The organism is Roseomonas gilardii subsp. gilardii (genome assembly GCF_023078375.1).
In the GTDB taxonomy this organism is placed as follows: Bacteria; Pseudomonadota; Alphaproteobacteria; order Acetobacterales; family Acetobacteraceae; genus Roseomonas; species Roseomonas gilardii.
This window is the reverse complement of the sequence record NZ_CP095554.1, coordinates 3,801,927-3,822,925: the sequence shown is the minus strand read 5'-3', so window position 1 is coordinate 3,822,925 and position 20,999 is coordinate 3,801,927. Positions and strand designations below refer to the sequence as shown.

The following is a 20,999-nucleotide window of genomic DNA, read 5'->3' as shown; positions in this document are numbered from 1 at the left end:
CAGCCGCGAGGGGGACTATTCCTCCTCGCGTTCGATCATCCGCCGACCCCGGATCGGAGAGATGTCCACCGGGCCGCCGAGAGCCTGAGCCAGTTCGCTGCTGTCCCCGGCCTGGTATTCGCCCGGCGAGACCGGTTCGGCCGCCGTGCCGGCGGCGGGATCGTCGCCCCGGTCCTTGGCCTTGCGGCCATGGGCCTGCCGGCGGATCGTCGGGTCCTGCTGGATCGGGTCGTCCGTGGGGAAGGGGCGGTCCTCACGGTTGGCGAACTTCTCGTCGATCATCTGCGGTTCTCCCAACCTTCCAGCCCGGAAAACGCCCCGGCGGCGAGGCGGGTTTCCCCGGCGCCCCGGCTCGGGGGGATCAGCGGCGCAGCGGGTCGTAGGGGGCCAGCGGGATCTCGGTCCGGCCGGTCAGGATGAGCTGCGCCAGAAGGGCCCCGGCATAGGGGCCCATGGTCAGCCCGCCCGCGCCGAGGCCGTTGGCGATGACCAGCCCCGGCAGCCCCGGCACCCGGCCCAGCAGAGGGCGGATATCCGGCCCCATGGGACGGAAGCCGATGCGCATCTCGTGCAGGGTGGCGTCGGCGAGGCCGGGCGCGACGCCCAGCGCATCGTCCAGCACCTGCCGGATGCCGGCGGCGGTGAAGCGGTGGTCGAAGCCCGAGCCGGTCTCCCGCGTCGCGCCGATCACGACCCGGCTGTCGTCGAAGGCCAGGAGATAGTGGCTGCTCATCGGCAGCAGCACAGGCCAGTGGCGCGTCTCCACCCCCGGCAGGCGCAGGTGCAGGATCTGGCCGCGCTGCGGCTGCACCGCCAGTTCCAGCCCCAGGGGCGCCAGCAGGGGCGGGGCCCAGGCCCCGGCGGCGAGCACGACCTCATCCGCCTCAAGCGCCATCCCATTCTCCAGCGTCACGCCCCGCACGGCGCCGTCCCGGGCCTGGAGGGAGGCCACGGGGAAGCGGTGGAGCTGCGCTCCGTGCCGTTCCGCGGCGCGCAGCAGGGCGGTGGCGAGCTGCCGGCCGTCCACCCGCGCCGCCCCACCGACATGCAGGGCGGGGAGGCCCGGGCGCAGCGGCGGGAAGAGGGCGCGCGCCTCCTCCGGCATCAGGCGGGTGATCTCCCCCGCCTCGGGGGCTTCCTCGGCGCGGATGCGGGTTCGGGCCTCGGTCTCGTCCAGCTCGCCCTCGTCGCCGGGCACGCAGAGCGCGCCGACGCGGCGGTAGCTGAGCTGGGTCTCGCCCTCCTCGGCCAGACGCTCCACCAGATGGGGGTAGAAGCGTGCCCCGCCGCCCGAAAGCCGGTACCAGTCCGGATCGGTGACGCGGGAGGCCCAGGGGCAGATGATGCCCGCGCCCGCCGCGGTGGCGCGGCCTTCCACCATGGGGTCGAGGAGGATCACCTCGGCACCCTCCCGCGCCGCGTGATAGGCCAGGCTGGAGCCCAGGATGCCAGCTCCGACGACGATCACGCGCATGGCGGTACTCCAGATCCGGATGGCCCCGGCGGATGGGCCGGAGGTGTGGGAAGGCCGCCGCCGGGGCGGAGGATACCGCCCCGGCCCGGCCATCGATACGGAGCGCAACAAACTTGGTGAGCCGCGAAGCCGGTGGCGATAGCCTGCTGCGAATCGCCGTGGGGCGGCATTCGCGGCCAGCACGCGAACCGCGAATCCCCCGGCCCCACTGGCTGGAGGGCAGGGCCATCATAGGGTCTCGACCATCGCCGGAGCAGGTGTGCCTTCATCCGCTGCGCAGGCTGCGGCGGCTTTATCGCTGGATGGAGTTCCACCTCCGACCGGCGACGAGCGAGGCGGGGCTGGTGGGCGAGGCGAATGCCTTCTGGAACTCGCCGGCGACGGCGCGGCGCGAGGAGTATTCGCACTGGCGCGGCGTCGGGGTCTTTGCGGACGACGAACGCTGGCTGGCGATCGGACGGCAGAACCTGGCCCTGTACCGGCAGTTCGCGCTGATGGCGGGCGCCGGGGCGCCGCGGCGCATCCTGGAATGGGGCTGCGGCGGTGGCGCCAACGCGGTGCATTTCGCGCCGCTCGGCACCACCTATATCGGCCTGGACATCGTGCCGGAGAGTCTGGACGAATGCGGCCGGCAACTCGCGGCGATGGGCTATCGCGGCTTCCATCCCCTGCTCGCCGATCCGGCATCGCCGGAAGCCGTTCCGGAGAAGCTGTCCGAGCCCTGCGACCTGTTCCTTTCGACCTATGTGTTCGAACTGCTGCCCTCCGCCGAGTACGGGCTGCGGGTCCTGGCCGCCGCGCGGCGGCTCCTGCGGCCCGGCGGCCTGGCCATGATCCAGATCCGCTACAGCCGGCATTCCTGGACGTCGCGGACGAAACGCTTCTCCTATCGGCGCCATGTCGCGAACATGACCACCTATCCCATCGATGTCTTCTGGACGGAGGCGGAGGCGAAGGGCTTCGTGCCGCTGGCGGTCAGGCTGGTGCCGGAGGAGCCGCTCAACGGCAACACGAACTACGCCTATTTCCTGCTGGGTGGCTGAACGCGCCTTTGCCCAGGGGGTGACAGGCCGGATCAGGCCGGCCGCATGAGATCGGCCGCCTGCGGCACCGGCTCCGATGGCAGGGCCGATGCATCGGCCGATTCCGGCGCCGGGGCCAGCACCGCCACTGCCCCGGGCTCTCGGGCCGGGTCGTGATCCCCAGGGCGGCGACCAGCATGGCGGCAAGCAGCAGGCAACTGGCAACAGGTCCGGCCAGGCGCGGGGAGGCGGGCGCCGTCCGGCTCCACCGGAAGCCGAGGGCGAAGATCGACAGGAAGCCTGCGCAGAGGGTCATCGCCAGCCCGAGGGCATGGGCACGGCCCGGGAAGGGATGGCGCCCGCCGTCCTGCCCGTTCCGGGTCCGGTGGCGCATCTCGGCCAGGGCGATCTCCCGGTCGCAGGCGATCGAGGCGAGGCGGATGCGCAGGGCGGCCGCGCGGTTCAGATCGGCCTCGATCCGTCGCAGGGCCAGAAAGGGATTGCCGGTGCCGGCGGCGGCGCGGACCGCGTGCGACACCTGGCATGCCGTTTCGCTTTCCTGGCCAAGTGCCACGGCGCGGGAAATTTCGGGCAGAAAATGGACGGCGACCAGCAGCAACGAAGAATTCATTCTTTTGATCCTTCCCCCGTCGCCAATGTTACGGTGTTGGCTTTATTTTACAAGCCGGGATCAAAAATCATGCAGGAGAAGGCAGAAAGTCAGGAAACTGCGACGAAATAAATCATGGGTTGTATATTTATGATGATTTACAATCGAATTACTGAGGAGGAAGGGGGCCGGGCGGCCCCCCTGCGCGATCAGGCGGAACGCACATCCATGGCCAGGGTCATTTCACTGGACCCGGCCGTATAGGTCAGCCCCTTCCGCGTCGCCCAGGCATTGGTGAGGATGACGAGCGGGATCAGCGCCACGTCGCCCATCGCCATGGCCACGCCCTTCTGGATCAGGGCCTCGCGCTTCGCATCGTCGATGGTGGACAGCACCTCGTCGGTCAGGGCGTCGAATTCCGGGTTGGAATAGCGGCCGTCATTGGAGGAACCGCGGCCCTTCTCCCTGTTATAGGTGCTGAGCACGCTGTTCATGACGTTGCTGCCCTCGCCGGTGCTGCTCGACCAGCCCCAGAGGCACATGGAGTATTCCTGCCGCGTGGCGCGGGGGACATAGGCACTCCAGGGCATGGCCTCGATGCGGGTCTGCACCCCGATCCGCGTCCACATCTGCGCCACCGCCTGCGCCGTCTCGGCATCGTTCGGATAGCGGTCGTTGGGGGTGCGGAGGGTGATGCGGAACCCCTCGGGGAAGCCGGCCTCGGCCAGCAGCTTCCGCGCATCCTCCGGCGCATAGGGGGGCACCGGCACGCCGGGGGCATAGCCGAAGCTGCCCTGCGGCATCCACTGCCCGGTGGGGGTCGCCATGCCCTGCATCACCCGGTCGGCCAGGGCCTGGCGGTTGATGGCGATGTTCAGCGCCCGGCGCACCCGCTGGTCGAGGAGCGGGCTCTTGTCGAAGGGCTTGCCGTCCTTGGTCGTCACCTCGGGCGGGTTGGTGGCGTGCGAGAAGTCCGGGCCCAGATAGATCAGGCGCAGGCCGGGCGCCGTCTCCACCACAACCTGGGGGGAATTGCGCAGGCGCGGCAGGCGCCGGCCGGCGGCGTGTCGATGATGCCGACATCGCCGGACAGCAGCGCCGCGACGCGCGCCCCGGGATTGGTGATCTGCCGCAGCGTCACCTGGGTCCATTCCGGCTTCGTGCCCCAGTATTCCTCGTTGCGGGCCAGCTCCAGCCGGTCCCCGGGCACGTAGCGGACGAACTTGTAGGGGCCGGTGCCGATGGCGGCCTTGCCACTGTTGTACTGGTCCGTGGTCGCGCCCTCGCCGACATGGCGGGAGACGATATGGACCTGCTGCAACTGGCGCGGCAGGAGAGGTGCCGGGCCCCGGGTGATGACGCGGAGCGTCAGCGGGTCGGGCGCCTTCGCCTCGGCGATGGAGGAGAGGTAGGGCCCGAGGCCGCCGGGGCTGTTGGGCACGTCCCGGGCGCGGGCGAAGGTGAAGATCGCGTCGTCGGCGGTGAAATCCTGGCCGTCATGCCACTTCACCCCAGGGCGGAGCTTGAACTCCCACTCGGTCTCCGAGACCGGCGTCCAGGACAGGGCCAGGCCGGGGATCGGATTGCCCTTGCGGTCCCGTTCCATCAGGCGGCTGAAGATGTGGTTCGCGACGGTGTGGTTGGGCGTCGCGGAGAAGAAATGCGGGTCGATCGACTGGATCGCGCCGCCGATGGCCATGACCAGCGGCTTGCTCTCGCCGGAAACGGCACCCTGGGCCAGGGCATGGCGGGCGAGAAGCGGGGAACCCAGAAGGGCAAGGGAGGCGGAAGCGAGGTCGCGGCGCTTCATGGGGGCAATCATCCTGGGCTCGGAAGGGCCGCCCGGCCGGGCGGCGCAAGAGGCGCACAGTGCCACGCTTTGGCGGAGAGAGAAGAGGGCAGGGCGGCGGTTCCGCCCTGCGCCGGTGCCGGGGCGATGCCGCGGCGGCTTCAGAAGGGCGTGCTGCCGCCCGTGGCGCCGATCACCTCGCCGGTCATGTAGCTGCCTTCCTGCGAGGCGAGCAGCACATAGGCCGCGGCGAGTTCGGCCGGCTGGCCGGGGCGGCCGAAGACGGTCTGGCTGCCGAACTCCTCGATCTTCTCCTGCGGCTGCCCGCCGGAGGGTTGCAGGGGCGTCCAGAAGGGGCCGGGCGCCACGGCATTCACGCGGATGCCCTTCTCCGCCACCTGCTTCGCCAGGGCCTTGGTGAAGTTCATGATCGCGGCCTTGGTGGGGGCATAGTCCAGCAGCGAGGGGGACGGGTTCATCGCCTGGATCGAGGTCGTGTTGATGATCGCCGCCCCGGGCGGCATGTGCGGCAGCGCGGCCTTGGTGATCCAGAACATCGCATAGACATTGGTCCTGAAGGTGGCGTCGAACTGCTCGGTCGTCAGTTCGGCGATGGCCTTCACCGCGGTCTGCTTGCCCGCGTTGTTCACCAGGATGTCCAGCCCGCCGAGCTGCGCGACCGCATCGGCCACCAGCCTCCCGCAGAACGCCTCCTCCGACACGTCGCCCGGCAGGAGCACGGCCTTGCGCCCGGCGGCCTCGACCTGCTTCGCCACCTCGCGCGCATCCGCTTCCTCGCTGGGCAGGTAGCCGATCGCGACATCCGCGCCCTCCCGCGCGAAGGCGATGGCGGCGGCGCGGCCGATGCCGGAATCGGCGCCCGTGATCAGCGCCTTGCGGTCCGTCAGGCGGCCGCTGCCGCGATAGCTGTTCTCGCCATGGTCGGGCATCGGCTCCATGCGGCGGACCTCGCCGGGCGCGTCCTGCGGCTGCCGTGGGAAGGGCGGGCGGGGATACTGCTGGCGCGGGTCGCGCATCGCGTAGGGGTCGTGGCCGTCCTGGCTCATGAGCGGGTCGTCCTTTCCGGAAGGGGCGCGGGCCGGCAGGGCAGGCCTGACCGAGGGCCTCATGGGGCGGCCGTGCCGTCAGGGCATGAACGGCTGGCGGCAGGCCCTGTTGCCGGAGGATCGGACGAAGGCGGGAAAGGGGAGCGGTTCTGACCCGATTGTGAGAGGACCGTCGCGCCGGGGGGAGCGCCGATCCGTCCCATCCGTCTCACAGCGTGATGCCACCCCCCGGAAACGGAAAAGGGCGGGCGCCCGGAGGCGCCCGCCCTTCCTGTTCCGGCGAGGAGGGGCCGGATCAGCCCATCTTCTTCTTCAGGTTCTCGTCCAGCTTGGCGAGGAAGGCCTGGGTGTTCAGCCAGGGCTGGTCCTTGCCGATCAGGATGGCGAGGTCCTTGGTCATGTGGCCGGATTCCACCGTCTCGACGCAGACCTGCTCCAGGGCATTGGCGAAGTCCACCAGATCCTGCGTCCCGTCGAAGCGGCCGCGATAGGCAAGGCCGCGCGTCCAGGCGAAGATCGAGGCGATCGGGTTGGTGGAGGTGTCGCGGCCCTTCTGGTGCTCGCGGAAGTGGCGCGTCACCGTGCCGTGCGCGGCCTCGGATTCCACCGTGTTGCCGTCCGGCGCCAGCAGCACCGAGGTCATCAGGCCGAGCGAGCCGAAGCCCTGCGCCACGATGTCGGACTCCACGTCGCCGTCATAGTTCTTGCAGGCCCAGACATAGCCGCCTTCCCACTTCAGCGCGGCGGCCACCATGTCGTCGATCAGCCGGTGCTCGTAGGTCAGGCCGCGCTTGTCGAACTCGGCCTTGAACTCCTTGTCGAAGATCGCCTGGAACGTGTCCTTGAAGGTGCCGTCATAGGCCTTCAGGATCGTGTTCTTGGTGGAGAGATAGACCGGGAAGTTGCGCGCCAGGCCATAGTTGAAGGAGGCGCGGGCGAAGCCCTCGATCGAGGAGCCGAGATTGTGCTGCATCATCGCGACGCCCGTGCCCTTGAACGGGAAGTCGCCGATCTCCTGCGGCTCGCCACCCTCGGGCGTGTAGGTCATCGTGACCTTGCCGGGGCCGGGCACCTTCATCTCGACGGCGCGGTAGATGTCGCCATAGGCATGGCGGCCGACCACGATCGGCTTGCTCCAGTGCGGCACCAGGCGGGGCACGTTCTGGCAGATGATCGGCTCGCGGAAGATGGTGCCGTCGAGGATGTTGCGGATGGTCCCGTTCGGGGACTTCCACATCTTCTTCAGGCCGAACTCCTTCACCCGCGCCTCGTCCGGGGTGATGGTCGCGCACTTCACGCCGACGCCGTACTGCTTGATGGCGTTGGCGGCGTCCACCGTCACCTGGTCGTCGGTCTGGTCACGATGCTCGATGCCGAGGTCGTAGTACTTCAGGTCGATGTCGAGATAGGGGAGGATCAGGCGGTCCTTGATGAACCCCCAGATGATGCGGGTCATCTCATCCCCGTCGAGCTCGACGACGGGGGTCTTCACCTTGATCTTGGCCATTGCGGATCCTCTCCGGCAGCGGGTTCGGGCCGCCCTGGGGCGGGGACACGGCGCGGGGCCGCGGCCAGCCGGGGGGCGGGAGGGTGGCGCGGACATTCGCATCGGGTCCGCCCCGGGGCAAGGCCCCCGCCGGATATGGCAAGCACCGCCTCCGGATATGGCAGGCATCCGGCCGGGCCGCCCGGCCGCCGCGCCGCAACTGACGGCGCGGGCCGGCCGTTTCCCCCGCATGTGGCAGGGGCCGCGCGGGACATCGCCCGCCACTCCTGCCGGAACTCCCGGCGTGCCGGGAAATGCCCAGGGGAGACACCAGCATGGCCCGTATCGTGTCGGGATTGTTCGACCGGCGAGAGGATGTCGAACTGGTCATCGAGCATCTGGTGCAGCAGGACGGGCTGGACCGCCGCCGCATCGCGGTGCACGCCACCGACGGGGCGGATGCGGTGGCGGAGGAAGGCTTCTGGGCCTCGCTGCGCCACCTCTTCATGCCGGACGAGGACCGGCATGCCTATTCGGAGGGAATCCGGCGCGGCGGCATCGTGCTGACCGCCGAGGTGGAGGAGGGGGAGGCCGACCACGCCATCGCGGTGTTCCGCGACCACGGCGCGGCGGATCTGGAGGACCGGCGCCGCGAATGGCGGGGCGCGGGCTGGCAGGACTATGTGCCGCAGGGCGAGACCGGCGGGCTCTCGCCTGCGGAGATGGCGGCCCTGGCCGCCGCCACCGCCGGGACGCCGGACCCCGCCGACCTGGGCGCGCCGACCAGGCGGGAAGGCCGTGAGGACGAGGATATCGAGGGAACGGCGGCGCTGAACCCGCTCACCGGCACGCGCGTGCCGCTGGTGGTGGAGAAGAAGAGCGGGCTGCGCTGACCCACGCCCATTGAAGTGGTGGTTCAGTCCACGGCCTCGGCCCGGTTCTCCACCATGGCCAGCAGCGTCTCCAGCCGGTCCGCCTCCAGGGCCGGCTTGTCGCGCCGGATGCGGGCGATGCGGGGGAAGCGCATGGCGACGCCGGAACGATGCCGCCCCGAAAGCTGTGCGGCATCGAAGATGACCTCCAGCACGAGCGCCTTCTCCACCTCCCGCACCGGGCCGAAACGGCCGGTGGTGTGCTCGCGGATCCAGCGGTCGAGCCAGACCAGTTCCTGGTCCGTGTAGCCGGAATAGGCCTTGCCGACGGGCACCAGCTCCTCCGTCCCGTCCTCCGCGGCGCGCCAGAGGCCGAACGTGTAGTCCGAGTAGTAGCTCGACCGCTTGCCGTGCCCACGCTGGGCGTACATCAGCACCGCATCCACGGTGAGCGGCGCGCGCTTCCACTTCCACCACAGGCCCTTCACGCGGCCGGCGACATAGGGGCTGTCGGCGCGCTTGAGCATCAGCCCCTCGATCGAGGCGGCGCGCGCGCCCTCCCGCAACTCGGCCAGATGGCGCAGGGAGGAGAAGGCGACCAGCGGCGACAGATCCATCCCCGCCGGCCGGTGCCGCGTGAACCATGCCTCCAGCCGGTCGCGCCGCGTGGCGAAGGGGAGGGGGCGCAGATCCTCCTCGCCCTCCAGGAGCAGGTCATAGAGCCGCACGGCGACCGGGAAGTCGCGCTGCATCCTCGGCGTGATCACCTTGCGGTTCAGCCGCTGCTGCAAATCGGCGAAAGGGGCGACGACGCCATCCCGCATCACCAGCAGCTCGCCATCCAGCGTGGCGTGGAAGCGGAGGTCCTGCAGCAGTTCCGGGAAGGCGCCCGAGACATCCTCGCCGGTGCGCGACCAGAGCCGGACGCCGCCCGGACTGGCGGCGAGCTGCACGCGGATGCCGTCCCATTTCCATTCGGCGCGCCAGTCCTCCGGCGCGGCCTCGATGGCGCCGAGATCGGCCTCCTCCAGCGGATGGGCCAGCATCAGCGGGCGGAAGACCGGGGCATCCCTGGGGTCCGGTCTCGGCTCGCGCCCTTCCAGCCAGCGGAAGATCGGGATGTAGGGCGGGGCGACACCGTGCCAGACCTCCTCGATCTCCTCCACGCTCCGGCCGGCCCATTCGGCCAGCGCCACGCGGGCGAGGCGGGCGCTGACGCCGACGCGCAGGGCGCCGGTGACGAGCTTGATCAGCGCGAAGCGCCCGGTGCCGTCGAGGCTGTCCAGCCAGGTCTCGATCAGGCGCGGCACCTCGGCGCGGGAGGCGAGCTCCAGCCCCTCCACCACCTCGCTCAGCATCGGCGGCGGCGCGTTGGTGCCGGGTTTCTCCGGCCAGATCAGCGCCACCGTCTCGGCGAAATCGCCGACATAGTCCTGCGACAGGGCGAGGAGCACGGGATCGGTGCGTTCCGCCACCAGAGCGCGGATCACCGAGGGCTTGGCGGCGCTGAAGACCAGCTCGCCGGTCAGGGCGGCAAGGCCGACGCCGCGCTCGGGGTCGGGCTGCTCGTCGAACCAGCGGCGGATCAGGGCGAGCTTGGCGAGGCGTCCCGGAGTGAAGACCAGGCGTTCCAGCAGCTCCGCGAAGGCGGGCAGGCTCATCGGGCCACATCCCCGGCGGAGGCATCCGCGGCGAAGCCGCCACCGGCGGGCAGCGGGGCCACCTCCGGCATGGCTTCCTCCGGCACGGCCTCCCCTGGAGGAACGGCTTCCGGGGCGTCGTCATCCTCCTCGCGGCCGATCAGGTGCAGGGCGCGGCCCCGCACGCCGCGCAGGGACAGGGTATGGATCAGCGCATCGTCGCGCCCATGGGTGACCCAGACCTCGGGGGCCTGGACCTCCGCGCAGGTGGCCAGCAACTCGTCCCAGTCGGCATGGTCGCTGATGACCAGGGGCAGTTCCACGCCGCGCAGCCGGGCGCGCTGGCGCACCGTCATCCAGCCGGAGGCGGCGCAGGTCACCGGATCGGCCATGCGGCGCGACCAGGGCGTGGCCTCGGCGGAAGGCGGCGCCAGCACGATCTCGCCGGCCAGGATCGGCGGATGGCCGCGCTTGAGTCCCTTGGGCACCGGCTCCAGCGGGCCGAGCGGGATGCCGAGGCGCTCATAAAGGGCGCAGAGGTTCCAGAGCGCGCCATGCAGGTGGATGGGCCGGTCGTAGCCTGCCTGCCGCAGCAGGGCGATGATCCGCTGCGTCTTGCCCAGCGCATAGGCACCCACGACATGGGCCCGTTCCGGGAAGAGGGCGAGGCTCTTCAGCAGCCGGGCGATCTCCTGCGAGGCATCGGGGTGGCGGAAGACCGGCAGGGCGAAGGTGGCCTCGGTGACGAAGACGTCGCAGGTCACCGGCTCGAAGCCCGCGCAGGTCGGGTCGTGGCGGCGCTTGTAGTCGCCCGAGACGACGATGCGGCTGCCGCGCCATTCCAGCACGATCTGCGCCGAGCCCAGCACATGCCCGGCCGGAACCAGGGTGACGCGCACGCCGCGATGGGTCAGGGCCTCGCCATAGCTCAGCGCCTGCCGCTCGCGCCCCGCATTCCCCTCGCCGAAGCGGGCCTCCATGATCGCCAGGGTTTCTGCCGTGGCGAGCACGGCGCCATGGCCGGGGCGCGCATGGTCGGCATGGCCATGGCTGATCACCGCGCGGGGGACGGGGCGGGACGGGTCGATGTGGAAATCGCCGGGCTCGCAATAGAGGCCCAGCGGTGTGACGCGCATCCAGCTTTCGGGATGGGGTGGGGAGTTCACGCGGGGCGGCCCGTCCTGGCAGAGAGGGGACAACGCCTGAGCGGGCCGGGCGATGCCAGTTGGGCGATGCCAGCGGGGCGGGGAGGGAGGCAGCCCTATCCTGGCCGGGCCATCGCCGCTTCCCGGACCGGCCGCAGCAGCCCGGCCTTGTGCGCCAGCCAGTGCGCCTTGTCGGCATCGCTGACCATCACGACCCCGGTGGCCGGGTCCTCCAGCCCACGCAGCCGGTAGAATTGCAGGTTGCGGCGGAAGCCCTTCGGCTGGTCGGGGAGGGTCTGCAGGCTGCCGATCCGGAGGCCCTGGCTGTCATGATGGCCGAAGATCCGCCCGATCCGGACCTCCACCACATCCACCGCGCCGGAGGGGCGCGCGTAATGGAGCACGACAGGCAGTTCGAGATGATCGGCCAGCAGCGCGCCCTGGGGTTCGGAATCGTCGAAGGGCGTCGGGGCCGGGCGCAGGCGGCCACCGGAGACCATGCCGCCCTGGCCATCGGCCTTCAGCGTGACCGGGCGCCGGATGCGGAGGCCAAGCAGCACCAGCCAGCCGGCCACGAAGGCACCGAAGAGCGACAGGATCCAACTGGTATCGTGCATTCGGTTGCCTTGCCCATTCCAGGTTGTCCTGAAGGGTATGATTAACACTTTATGCGGGAAAATCCTTGATGGTCTTCGTCATCTTCCCGCAATGCGCCAGCGTTCAGCGTTCAGCGTTCAGCGTTCAGCGTTCAGCGTTCAGCGTTCAGCGTTCAGCGTTCAGCGTTCAGCGTTCAGCGTTCAGCGTTCAGCGTTCAGCGTTCAGCGTTCAGCGTTCAGCGTTCAGCGTTCAGCGTTCAGCGTTCAGCGTTCAGCGTTCAGCGTTCAGCGTTCAGCGTTCAGCGTTCAGCGTTCAGCGTTCCTTCGCCTCCGCCACTTCCAGCAGGGCCGCGCCATTGCGGCGGTCCTGGGCGAAGCGGGCGCCGCACTGTTCGCTCGCCAGCAGGCGCGAGGCCGGGTTGGTCACCTGCAGCTTCGCCTGGATACGGCAGACCAGCTCGTCCCGGGTGCGGGGGCTGCCGCCGTTCCAGGCCCGGATCGCATCGCCCCAGTCGCCCGTGCTGTCATACTTCGCCCGCAGATGGCGGGCCGCCCAGTCGGTGGCGCGGGCCGGGTCGAGCGGCCAATCGGAGCGCGCGGCATGGACGCGGGCATTCACCTGCACGCAGCCGGCCATGATGGACTGGCCGGGCCGGGCACCCGCCACGAGGCGGCGGGCGGCTTCGGAGGTATCGGGGAAGTAGGAGCGGCCGCCGATGTTCAGCGCATAGGCATGCAGCCCGGATTCCGCCAGCGCCACCGCCACCAGCAGGCCCTCGGGGAGGCCGTTCCGGGCCTCCGCCTCCCGCGCCGCGGACAGGCAGGCGGCACGCGGGCTGCCCTCGGCGCGCCCCCCGGCTTCCCCCCGTTCCGGGCGGGCCTGCCTGGCTTCCGCCTTGGCCCCCATCGGCTTGGCCCCCGTCGGCTTGGCCTGGGCGGCCGGCATGGCCATCAGCAGGCCGCCGACGAGCATCAGCGCGCCGCGGGCCGCCAGGCCGCTGCCTCGGGGGACCAGGGATCGACCCTCGATCCTGGCGTGATGGGCGCTCCGCGGCATACCGCTCGGGAACGCCGCGTCTCGTCGCCGACGCGAAGGCGTCGGCCGGCTGCTCGCGGGCGTCATCATCTTCCGCCCTAGCAGCCAGTGGTTGCGAAACAAAGAAGAAAAGATGCCGTCCGCCCCGGGGCGCGCCGTGCCTGTGGCCCGGGGGAAAGGCCCTGCCTTCCCCCCGTACCCCCCATCCGCCAGGAGCCGGTGGCTCCTGGACCTGCCATTCGCCGGCTCTGGCTGTGGCCGGATCGCGCCGGAGAGCCTGGCTCTCCGGCGGGTCCGGATGCCGCCAGAGCGGCCAGGGTGTTGTTTTCTTTCTCCCTGGGGATCAGCCCGCAGGCGGACGGCCACCAGTGGCGCCCACTCCCCGGGGCCGGACGCCGGGTGCCACGGCTGAGGCGGAGGGTATCCTCCATGCGAGCCGCCGCCCGTATCAGACCGGGATGGGCGGCGGCTCACCGGGCGGGAGCCAGTCCGGCACCGGCAGGCTGGCATAGGTATCCCGCAGCCGGTTGGACCAGTTCTCGCGCAGGGCGCGGAAATAGGGATCGTCCTCGGTGATCCGGCGCTGCAACCCGATCCGCAGGCTGCCTTCCACATAGACCAGGAGGTCCAGCGGCAGGCCGACAGTGAGGTTGGAGCGCAGCGTGTCGTCCATGCTGATCAGGGTCAGCTTGATGCCGTCCACCAGCCCGGTCTCGTGGGTCAGCACCCGGTCCAGCATGGGCTTGCCGTACTTGGTCTCGCCGATCTGCAGGAAGGGCGTGTCGGGCGTGGCCTCGACGAAGTTGCCGGCGGCATAGACGAGGTAGAGCCGCATCGGCCCGCCGGCGATCTGCCCGCCCAGCATCAGGGAGACGGAGAAGCCGACCTTGTGGGCCGAGAGGCTCGGCCCGTCCGTCGCATAGATGGCGCGGACCGCGGCGCCGACGAGCTGCACCGCCTGGAACATGGAGGAGACGGTGAGCAGGGTCTGGCGCTGCCCTTCCAGGAAGACGCCTTCCTGGAGCCGGTTCCAGACCGCCTGGGTGATGGCGAGGTTGCCCGAGGAGAGCAGGCAGAGCACGCGCTCCCCCGGCACGCTGACCGCGTAGCTCTTGCTGAAGGTGGCGATGTTGTCGACGCCCGCGTTGGTGCGGGTGTCCGAGAGCATGACCAGCCCCTGGCGCAGGAACAGCCCGACGCAATAGGTCATGCCGCCGCCCCCATGCTCAGCCGTTCAGGAAGCAGCGGCTGATCTCGGCGCCGAGGCGGGTGTGCTCGTTGATCGCCGCGGTCAGGAAGCCGTGCAGCCCAGGGGTCAGGATATCCGCGACCGGCCGGCCGCTGACGCGGGCGAGCAGCCCCGAGGAGATGGTGCGGCAGTCGCCGCAGATCAGCGTCTCCTCCGCCTCGATATCCGCCAGCGTGCGGTCGAGCCGCATGTAGCAGAAGCGCAGCGAGCGCGGCATCTCCCGCCGCAGCAGCAGGAGCTCGGCGACGCGGGAGGGCTCGATCCGCGAGCGGTACATGTACTGGTAGGCGCGCAGCGCGGAAAGGGAGCGCAGCACCGCCTGGCATTGCAGGTGATGCTCGGGATGCTGCACGCCGAACAGGATGTGGCGCGCATCGAGCAGCCGCGCGGTGTTGTCGGCACGCTCCAGCATGGTGCCGAGATGGGTGAAGCGCCAGGCATCGTCGCGCAGCATGGTGTCCGCCGCGGCGCCGTTGAAGGCCAGGGTGCGGGACTTCACCCAGTCCAGGAAGCCGGGAAGCTGGTCGTCCTGCACCGCGTCGGAGCCCAGGCGGTGCAGCGCGATCCAGGTGTCGTTCACCGCCTCCCACATATCCACGGTCAGCGCCGTGCGCACGGTGCGGGCGTTGCGTCGCGCGGCCTCCAGGCAGGAGGCGATGGAGGAGGGGTTGCCGGTGTCGAGGGTGAGCCATTCCACCGCGGCGCGGCCGGAGCATTCCTCGTAGCGGCCCCGGAAGCTGGCATCGGTGCCGGAGGCGACGAGGAGATGCCGCCATTCCCCGTCCTCCCCATCCATGGTGGTGAGCGAGGCCATGCGCAGGCTGGAGGCGAGCGCCCGGGCGAGGTTGCCGGCGCGCTCGTTGTAGCGGGCGAGCCAGAACAGGCTGTCGGCGGTGCGGGCGAGCATCAGGACTTGCCCTCCGTCTCGTCGGCGGGTGCCGGGGGCAATGGCGACAGCGGTGGCATCGGCGCCAGGCTCTGGGTCATGCCCCCCATGGATTGGGTCATGCCGCGCGGCCCCATCTGCTGGACCATGCGGTCCTCGATCACCCAGGTGTCCTTGGTGCCGCCGCCCTGGGAGGAATTGACCACGAGCGAGCCCTCGCGCAGCGCCACGCGGGTCAGCCCGCCGGGCACCATGCGCACCTCCCTGCCCATCAGGACGAAGGGACGGAGATCGACATGGCGGGGGGCGAGCTGCCCGTCCTCCGTCACCGTCGGCACGGTGGAAAGGGCGAGCGTCGGCTGGGCGATGTAGTCCTCCGGCCGGGCGCGGATGCGGGCGGCGAAATCCTCGCGCTCCGCCTCCGTCGCATGCGGGCCGACCAGCATGCCATAGCCGCCGGAGCCGCGGGCGAGCTTGACCACCAGCTTGTCGAGATTGGTCAGCACATGCGCGCGGTCATCGTCGCGGGAGCACATGAAAGTCTGCACGTTCTGCAGCAGCGGCTCCTCGTTCAGGTAGAAGCGGATCATCTCCGGCACGTAGGGATAGACCGCCTTGTCGTCCGCGACCCCGGCGCCGGGGGCATTGGCCAGCGCCACCGTCCCGGCGCGGTAGGCGCGCATCAGCCCCGGGACGCCCAGCGCGCTGTCGGGGCGGAAGACCTCCGGGTCGATCCACTCATCGTCCACGCGGCGGTAGATCACATCCACCCGCTGCGGCCCGGCGGTGGTGCGCATGAAGACCGTGTCGTCCTTCACGAAGAGGTCGTGGCCCTCGACCAGTTCCACGCCCATCTCGTCGGCCAGGAAGGAATGCTCGTAATAGGCGCTGTTGTACGGCCCGGGGGTGAGCACCACCACGGTCGGGCTGTCGCCGGCACCCTCCGGGGCGATGGCCTTCAGCGTCTCCAGCAGCTCCTCGGGATAATGGCTCACCGGCGCGATGCGGTGGGCGGCGCAGAGCTGCGGCAGGAGCCGCATCATCGCCTCCCGGTTCTCCAGCATGTAGGAGACGCCGGAAGGGATGCGGCAATTGTCCTCCAGCACGAAGAAGGCGTCGGGGCCGGTGCGCACGAGGTCGATGCCCGAGATCACCGTCCAGACTCCGGCGGGCGGGGTGAAGCCCGTCATCTCCTTCCGGTAGCCCTCGTTCTCCAGCACCAGGGCGGCGGGGATCACCCCTTCCTCCAGAATGCGCTGCTCGTTGTAGACATCCTGCAGGAAGGCGTTCAGCGCCTTGACCCGCTGTTCCAGCCCCGCCGCCAGCCGGTCCCATTCGGCGCGGGACAGGATGCGCGGCAGGACATCGAAGGGGATCAGCCGCTCAGGGTCGCCACCGTCGGAATAGACGGCGAAGGTGACGCCGATGCGGCGGAACAGCACCTCGGCTTCCCGTCTCTTGGCGTCCAGGGCTGCGGGCCCGTGCTTGTCGAGGTAGCGAGCCAGGCCCGCATAGGGCGGCCTGATCTCCCCGTCAGCGTTCATCTCGTCGAAGGCTTTGGCGACCATGGTATGAGCGTACAGCAAGGCACGTGCCGGAAAAGTGGGACGGTGCGGGTTCCGGGGAGGTCACGCGATATTTCGCATCGCCACCGGTCCGCCGGCCCCGGTAGGGGCAAGAGGAGGAACGCCGGGGCAATTATTTTCCCGTTGTGTTCATGTTTTGTTCGTGCATGATCGGGGCATGACCCAGCCCCTTCCCCCCTGTGTCTCGGCGACGCGCCGCCGCCCACTGCCGATCGTGGTCCGGGAGGCCACCATGGCCGGGCTGCTCGGCCTGCTGGCCTCCTGGGGGCTGGCGGAACTGGCCCTGCTGATCCAGGGCTATTGAGGCGGAGCAGGCCGAAGCGGTGGCGCCATCCGCCGGGCGCACGCCGCCTCCATGGCCAGATCGGTCATTTCATGGGCAGCCGGGCGCTTTCCAGGGCGGATAGCCCCGCCCCGTCACCCGGCTGCCTGGCTCGCGGTCCGGTCCGGGGCCTGATCCAGCGCCTCGTCCAGCGTCTGGATCACGTCCTGGCGCGGGGTGGGCAGCAACCCGGCCGCCCGTTCGGCGGCGGCGAGTTCGGCATCCTCCGGCAGGGCGGCCTCCAGCATGCGCCGTGCGATCTCGCGCTCCCCCATCACCGTGAGATCGCGCCGAGCCGGGACAGGTGCTCCACCGTGGCGTCGGAATGCGCCCGGGCCACGATCTCCAGATCAGGGTTCAGGGCGCGGGCCTGCTCCACCACCTGTCCGGCCTCGAAAGCCTCCGGCACGGTGACGAAGAGGCGCCGGGCGCCGGCGATGTTGCCCAGGGCGAGGACCTGCGGATCGGCGGCATTGCCCTCGATCACCTCCGCCCCGGCGGCCCGGGCGCGCTCCAGCGAATCCTCCCGGTCGTCGAAGACCAGGAGCGGCCGGCCCGCCTCCAGCAGGCCACTGCCGACGATCCGGCCGACGCGGCCATAGCCGATCAGCACGTCGTGGTCGGCGAGCGTGGTGGCCGTCTGCTCGCCGGGGCCGGGGATCTCCTCCTGCACCCGCTCCATCGCCGCGGCGGCATCGGCGGCGGCCGCGGCAGCCACCTCCTCCTTCGGATAGCGGCGGGCGGGGCGGCGCTCTGCCAGGGCGAAGATGAAGGGGTTCAGGAAGATCGAGAGGATGGCGCCGGCCAGGATCAGGTCGCGCCCTTCCTCCGGCAGCAGGTGCAGGCTGACGCCGAGGCCGGCCAGGATGAAGGAGAACTCGCCGATCTGGGCCAGGCTGGCGGAGATGGTGACGGCGGTGCCGTTGGGATGGCCGAAGGCGCGCACGATCAGCCAGGCGGCGACGGACTTGCCCAGCAGGATGATGGCGATGGTGCCGAGCACCGCCCAGGGCGCCTCCACCAGCACCGTCGGGTCGAACAGCATGCCGACCGAGACGAAGAACAGCACCGCGAAGGCATCGCGCAGCGGCAGCGCCTCCTCCGTCGCGCGCTGGGAAAGCTGGCTTTCCGCCATCACCATGCCGGCGAAGAAGGCGCCAAGGGCGAAGGAGACATCGAAGAGCGAGGCCGCCCCCGCCGCCACGCCGAGCGCCAGCGCATAGACGGCAAGCCGGAACAACTCCCGCGAGCCGGTATGGGCGACGTAGTGCATGATCATCGGGATGACCCGGCGGCCCACCAGCAGCATCACCGCGACGAAGGCGGAGACCTTCGCCAGGGTGATGCCCAGGATCGTGGCCACCTCGCCGATCGAGACGGTGCCCCCGGCGGAGATCTGGCCGACCACCGGCAGCAGCACCAGCGCCACCACCATCACCAGATCCTCCACCACCAGCCAGCCGACCGCGATCCGCCCGCGCTCGGTTTCCAGCAGCCGCCTTTCGCCCAGGGCGCGGGTCAGCACCACGGTGCTGGCGACGGAAAGGGCGAGGCCGAAGACCATGCCGGCCGGGATGCTCCAGCCCAGCCCCCAGGCGAGCGCCATGCCCATCAGCGTGGCAACCGCGATCTGCACCACCGCGCCGGGCACGGCGATGTTGCGCACCGACATCAGATCCTTGAGGGAGAAGTGCAGCCCGACCGCGAACATCAGCAGGATGACGCCGATCTCGGCGAGTTCCGCGGCGAGTTCCGCGTCGGCGACGAAGCCGGGGGTGAAGGGACCGACAGCGACACCGGCCAGGAGATAGCCCACCAGCGGAGAAATCCTCAGCCGGTGGGCCAGGAGGCCGAAGGCGAAAGCCAGCACAAGGCCGACACTGATCGTCGCGATGAGCGGCGTGTGGTGTGGCACGGCTCTCCCCTTCCGGTTGCATGGTATGGACGGTCAAAAGATGGATCGGCTGTAAGTTCTTTCAACCATTTTGGGTGATATTGACGCGGTAAATCCGCATCCCATGTGTCAGTTGGGATGACTCTGACTTCCGGGCAATGCCGCGCCGCCCGCGCGCTGCTGGGCTGGACACAGGATGATCTGGCCGAAAGGGCCGAGATCAGCCGCAGCACCGTGCGCGGCTTCGAGGGTGGGCAGCACGAGCTGCAGCGTTCCACCAGCGCGGCCATCCGGCGTGCGCTGGAGGAGGCGGGGATCGTGATCCTGGAGCGCGACGCCTGGGGCGGGGAGGGCGCGCGGCTGCGCTGACCGGGGCGCGGGCGCCCTCAGCCCAGGCCGGACAGCCGTGCCGGCAGGTCGGCCAGGGCTTCCTCCGGCGCATTGGCGAAGGCGAGGCGCAGGTGGCGCTCCTGCCCCGGGCCGAAGAAAGGGCCAGGGAGGGTGAGGAGCCCGTGACTGGCGGCCAGGATCTCCGCGGCCTCGACGGCATCCGGGGCGCCGTCTGGCAGGCGCAGATAGGCGAAGTACCCGCCCAGCGCATCCACGCGCCAGCGATGGCCGATCGGGGCCATCAGCCGGGCGAAGGCGGCGGCGCGGCGGCCCATCAGGTCGCGGTTGCCCTCCCGCCAGCCGCGCAGCGCGGGCACCGCCCAGGCGACCGCCTTCTGTGCCGCGCGGGGCGGGCAGATCTGCAGCGTGTCCACCGACTTCGCGAGCTCCGCGCGGAAGGCCGGGCCGGCCAGGATGGCGCCGAGCCGGTGGCCGGGCACGCAGTAGGACTTGGAGAAGGAGTAGAGCTGGAGGATGCCGTCGCGCCAGGACGGGTCGGCGAAGAGCCCGTGCGGCGCCTCCCGCCCCGGCAGGAAGTCGCGATAGGTCTCGTCCAGCACCAGCCAGACGCGGCGTTCGCGGCAGAGGGTGGCGAAGCGCGCCAGGGTTGCTGGCGGGATGATGGCGCCGGTCGGGTTGTTGGGCGTCACCAGCACCAGGGCGCGGACCTGCGGATTGGCCGCCAGCAGCGCGGCGGCGCGGTCCGGATCGGGCACGAACCCGTCCCCGGCGTCACAGGGCAGCGGCACCGCGCCGATCCCGGCGATCTCCAGCGCCATGCGGTGGTTGAAGTACCAGGGGGTGGGCAGCATCACCGCCTCGCCACTGCCCGCCATCACCGGCATGGCCAGCGAGAAGGCGAGGTTGCAGCCGGCGGTGATCACCACATCCTCCGCCGTCACCGCCGCCGCATAGGCCGCGGCGATATCGGCGGCCAGGGCCTCGCGCAGCGCCGCGTCGCCCTCGATCGGGCCGTAGGTGGCGCAGGAAGCCTCCCCCGCCGCCTCGGCCAGCCGCGCCAGCAGTTCCGGCGGGGGCGGATAGCCCGGCACCGCCTGGGTCAGGTCCAGCAGCGGCCCGGCCGCGCCGTCATAGGCGGCGGCCCAGCGGCGCGCGGCGGGGATGGGCGGGGCGGCGGTGGCGCGCAGGCGGGCCGAAAGGGGCGGGGTTGGGGGCAGGGCGAGGGCGGCGGACATGCCCCATCCCTTCTCATGGCGAAGGGCACCGGTCTATCCCGGCGGAGCGGGAGTCCTCAGCCCGGCGGCCGGAGGAGGGCGGGCGGATAGGTGGCATGGCGCCACCAGTGCCAGAGGAGCCGGGCGGCCAGGGAACGGTGCGGCGCCCAGGCCAGGGCGAGCCGGGCGAGTTCCCGTGGCGGCGGGCGTGACGGCAGGTCCCGGAAATGGGCGAGGCCGGCGGCCAGGGCGAGGTCGCCATCCGGGAAGATGTCCTCCCGCCCCTCGGCGAAGAGCAGATGCACCTGGGCGGTCCAGCGCCCGAGGCCGGGAATGGCGGTCAGATGCGCCAGCGCTTCGGCATCGTTCATGCCGGGCAGGGCTTCGGGACGGAGCCGCCCTTCCACCACCGCCAGGGCCAGGGCGCGCGCATGGGCGGCCTTGGGGCGCGACAGGCCGGCGGTGCCGCAGAGGGCGGCATCGTCCAGGCGCAGCAGCCCCTCCGGCGTCAGCGCGCCCGGCAGGGCGGCGAGGCGCAGCCAGATCGCCGAGGCCGCCCGGTCGCTGATCATCTGGCCGCAGATCGCCCGGAGCAGGCCCGGAAAGCCGCGCGGCCGGGTGCGCCAGGGAAGCGGCCCCGCGACGTCCTCGACCCGCGCCAGCGCCGGATCGGCCAGCAACAGCCGGCGGCGTGCGGCATCGAGCCCCGGCGGGGCGATGGCGTCGAGCTGCTCGGCGGGAGCTGGGGGCGAAACGAAGG

The 20,999-nt window shown here is 70.7% G+C and carries 22 protein-coding genes; 5 read left to right on the top strand and 17 right to left on the bottom strand.

What is annotated here, in order from left to right; all coding sequences use genetic code 11:
- Positions 1-15: 15 nt before the first annotated feature.
- Positions 16-282 carry a hypothetical protein gene (locus MVG78_RS17640; protein ID WP_037225244.1) on the bottom strand — a complete coding sequence of 89 codons (267 nt, stop codon included), beginning with the start codon at positions 280-282 and terminating at the stop codon, positions 16-18.
- 79 nt (positions 283-361) lie between these two features.
- Positions 362-1,474, bottom strand: a complete 1,113-nt coding sequence (locus MVG78_RS17635) for an NAD(P)/FAD-dependent oxidoreductase (protein ID WP_247554039.1) — start codon at positions 1,472-1,474, stop codon at positions 362-364.
- 257 nt (positions 1,475-1,731) lie between these two features.
- Between MVG78_RS17635 and MVG78_RS17630 the strand changes: the two genes are divergently transcribed.
- The gene (locus MVG78_RS17630) at positions 1,732-2,517 is read left to right on the top strand and encodes a class I SAM-dependent methyltransferase (protein ID WP_247554037.1); all 786 of its coding nucleotides are present in this window, start codon (positions 1,732-1,734) and stop codon (positions 2,515-2,517) included.
- Positions 2,518-2,848: 331 nt separating this feature from the next.
- A complete protein-coding gene (locus MVG78_RS17625; protein ID WP_247554035.1) occupies positions 2,849-3,238 on the top strand; it encodes a hypothetical protein in 390 nt (129 codons plus the stop codon).
- A 77-nt stretch (positions 3,239-3,315) separates the two neighbouring features.
- Here the strand turns inward: MVG78_RS17625 and MVG78_RS21820 are convergent, their stop codons facing one another.
- The 4 genes from MVG78_RS21820 to MVG78_RS17610 all read right to left on the bottom strand — a co-directional run bounded on the left by MVG78_RS21820 (position 3,316) and on the right by MVG78_RS17610 (position 7,469).
- Complete coding sequence (locus tag MVG78_RS21820; RefSeq protein WP_345892839.1) at positions 3,316-4,122, bottom strand: ABC transporter substrate-binding protein; 807 nt, start codon at positions 4,120-4,122, stop codon at positions 3,316-3,318.
- On the bottom strand, positions 4,095-4,916 hold the full coding sequence (locus MVG78_RS21815; protein WP_345892838.1) for an ABC transporter substrate-binding protein: 822 nt from the start codon (positions 4,914-4,916) through the stop codon (positions 4,095-4,097). The genes MVG78_RS21820 and MVG78_RS21815 overlap by 28 nt, the downstream gene beginning before the upstream one ends.
- A gap of 140 nt (positions 4,917-5,056) precedes the next feature.
- A complete protein-coding gene (locus MVG78_RS17615) occupies positions 5,057-5,962 on the bottom strand; it encodes an SDR family oxidoreductase (RefSeq protein WP_247554033.1) in 906 nt (301 codons plus the stop codon).
- A gap of 295 nt (positions 5,963-6,257) precedes the next feature.
- On the bottom strand, positions 6,258-7,469 hold the full coding sequence (locus MVG78_RS17610) for an NADP-dependent isocitrate dehydrogenase (RefSeq protein ID WP_247554031.1): 1,212 nt from the start codon (positions 7,467-7,469) through the stop codon (positions 6,258-6,260).
- A 314-nt stretch (positions 7,470-7,783) separates the two neighbouring features.
- On the opposite strand from MVG78_RS17610, the gene MVG78_RS17605 reads away from it, so the two are divergent.
- Positions 7,784-8,341: a hypothetical protein gene (locus MVG78_RS17605; protein WP_247554030.1), complete on the top strand. Its 558-nt coding sequence runs from the start codon at positions 7,784-7,786 to the stop codon at positions 8,339-8,341.
- A 23-nt stretch (positions 8,342-8,364) separates the two neighbouring features.
- Here MVG78_RS17605 and MVG78_RS17600 read toward each other — a convergent pair whose 3' ends face one another.
- From MVG78_RS17600 to MVG78_RS17570, 7 genes are all read right to left on the bottom strand, one after another.
- Positions 8,365-9,981 carry a cisplatin damage response ATP-dependent DNA ligase gene (locus MVG78_RS17600; RefSeq protein WP_247554029.1) on the bottom strand — a complete coding sequence of 539 codons (1,617 nt, stop codon included), beginning with the start codon at positions 9,979-9,981 and terminating at the stop codon, positions 8,365-8,367.
- On the bottom strand, positions 9,978-11,096 hold the full coding sequence (locus tag MVG78_RS17595) for a ligase-associated DNA damage response exonuclease (protein WP_247560497.1): 1,119 nt from the start codon (positions 11,094-11,096) through the stop codon (positions 9,978-9,980). Before MVG78_RS17595 ends, MVG78_RS17600 begins: the two co-directional genes overlap by 4 nt.
- A 125-nt stretch (positions 11,097-11,221) precedes the next feature.
- A complete protein-coding gene (locus tag MVG78_RS17590) occupies positions 11,222-11,722 on the bottom strand; it encodes a hypothetical protein (protein WP_247554028.1) in 501 nt (166 codons plus the stop codon).
- A gap of 292 nt (positions 11,723-12,014) precedes the next feature.
- Positions 12,015-12,674: a transglycosylase SLT domain-containing protein gene (locus MVG78_RS17585; RefSeq protein WP_247554026.1), complete on the bottom strand. Its 660-nt coding sequence runs from the start codon at positions 12,672-12,674 to the stop codon at positions 12,015-12,017.
- 511 nt (positions 12,675-13,185) lie between these two features.
- Positions 13,186-13,947: a proteasome-type protease gene (locus MVG78_RS17580; protein ID WP_247554021.1), complete on the bottom strand. Its 762-nt coding sequence runs from the start codon at positions 13,945-13,947 to the stop codon at positions 13,186-13,188.
- Positions 13,948-13,963: 16 nt separating this feature from the next.
- Positions 13,964-14,893, bottom strand: coding sequence for an alpha-E domain-containing protein (locus tag MVG78_RS17575; protein ID WP_247554019.1), 930 nt, complete (start codon positions 14,891-14,893; stop codon positions 13,964-13,966).
- Complete coding sequence (locus MVG78_RS17570) at positions 14,893-16,458, bottom strand: circularly permuted type 2 ATP-grasp protein (RefSeq protein WP_428480690.1); 1,566 nt, start codon at positions 16,456-16,458, stop codon at positions 14,893-14,895. The genes MVG78_RS17575 and MVG78_RS17570 overlap by 1 nt, the downstream gene beginning before the upstream one ends.
- Before the next feature lie 157 nt (positions 16,459-16,615).
- Here MVG78_RS17570 and MVG78_RS17565 point away from each other — a divergent pair, with 157 nt between their 5' ends.
- Positions 16,616-16,762 (top strand): hypothetical protein, encoded by a 147-nt coding sequence (locus tag MVG78_RS17565; protein WP_247554017.1) that lies wholly within the window; start codon positions 16,616-16,618, stop codon positions 16,760-16,762.
- Between the two features lie 113 nt (positions 16,763-16,875).
- Here MVG78_RS17565 and MVG78_RS17560 read toward each other — a convergent pair whose 3' ends face one another.
- Together MVG78_RS17560 and ybaL are read right to left on the bottom strand one after the other, a co-directional pair.
- Positions 16,876-17,055, bottom strand: coding sequence for a hypothetical protein (locus MVG78_RS17560; RefSeq protein WP_247554015.1), 180 nt, complete (start codon positions 17,053-17,055; stop codon positions 16,876-16,878).
- Positions 17,055-18,695 (bottom strand): YbaL family putative K(+) efflux transporter, encoded by a 1,641-nt coding sequence (gene ybaL / locus MVG78_RS17555; RefSeq protein ID WP_247554013.1) that lies wholly within the window; start codon positions 18,693-18,695, stop codon positions 17,055-17,057. The genes MVG78_RS17560 and ybaL overlap by 1 nt, the downstream gene beginning before the upstream one ends.
- 117 nt (positions 18,696-18,812) lie before the next feature.
- On the opposite strand from ybaL, the gene MVG78_RS17550 reads away from it, so the two are divergent.
- Positions 18,813-19,043: a helix-turn-helix transcriptional regulator gene (locus tag MVG78_RS17550; protein ID WP_247554003.1), complete on the top strand. Its 231-nt coding sequence runs from the start codon at positions 18,813-18,815 to the stop codon at positions 19,041-19,043.
- 17 nt (positions 19,044-19,060) lie between these two features.
- On the opposite strand, the gene MVG78_RS17545 is transcribed toward MVG78_RS17550, so the two are convergent.
- Both MVG78_RS17545 and MVG78_RS17540 read right to left on the bottom strand, forming a co-directional pair.
- The gene (locus MVG78_RS17545; protein ID WP_247554001.1) at positions 19,061-20,260 is read right to left on the bottom strand and encodes an aminotransferase; all 1,200 of its coding nucleotides are present in this window, start codon (positions 20,258-20,260) and stop codon (positions 19,061-19,063) included.
- A gap of 56 nt (positions 20,261-20,316) precedes the next feature.
- A complete protein-coding gene (locus MVG78_RS17540) occupies positions 20,317-20,919 on the bottom strand; it encodes a DNA-3-methyladenine glycosylase family protein (RefSeq protein ID WP_247553999.1) in 603 nt (200 codons plus the stop codon).
- Between the last annotated feature and the right edge of the window lie 80 nt (positions 20,920-20,999).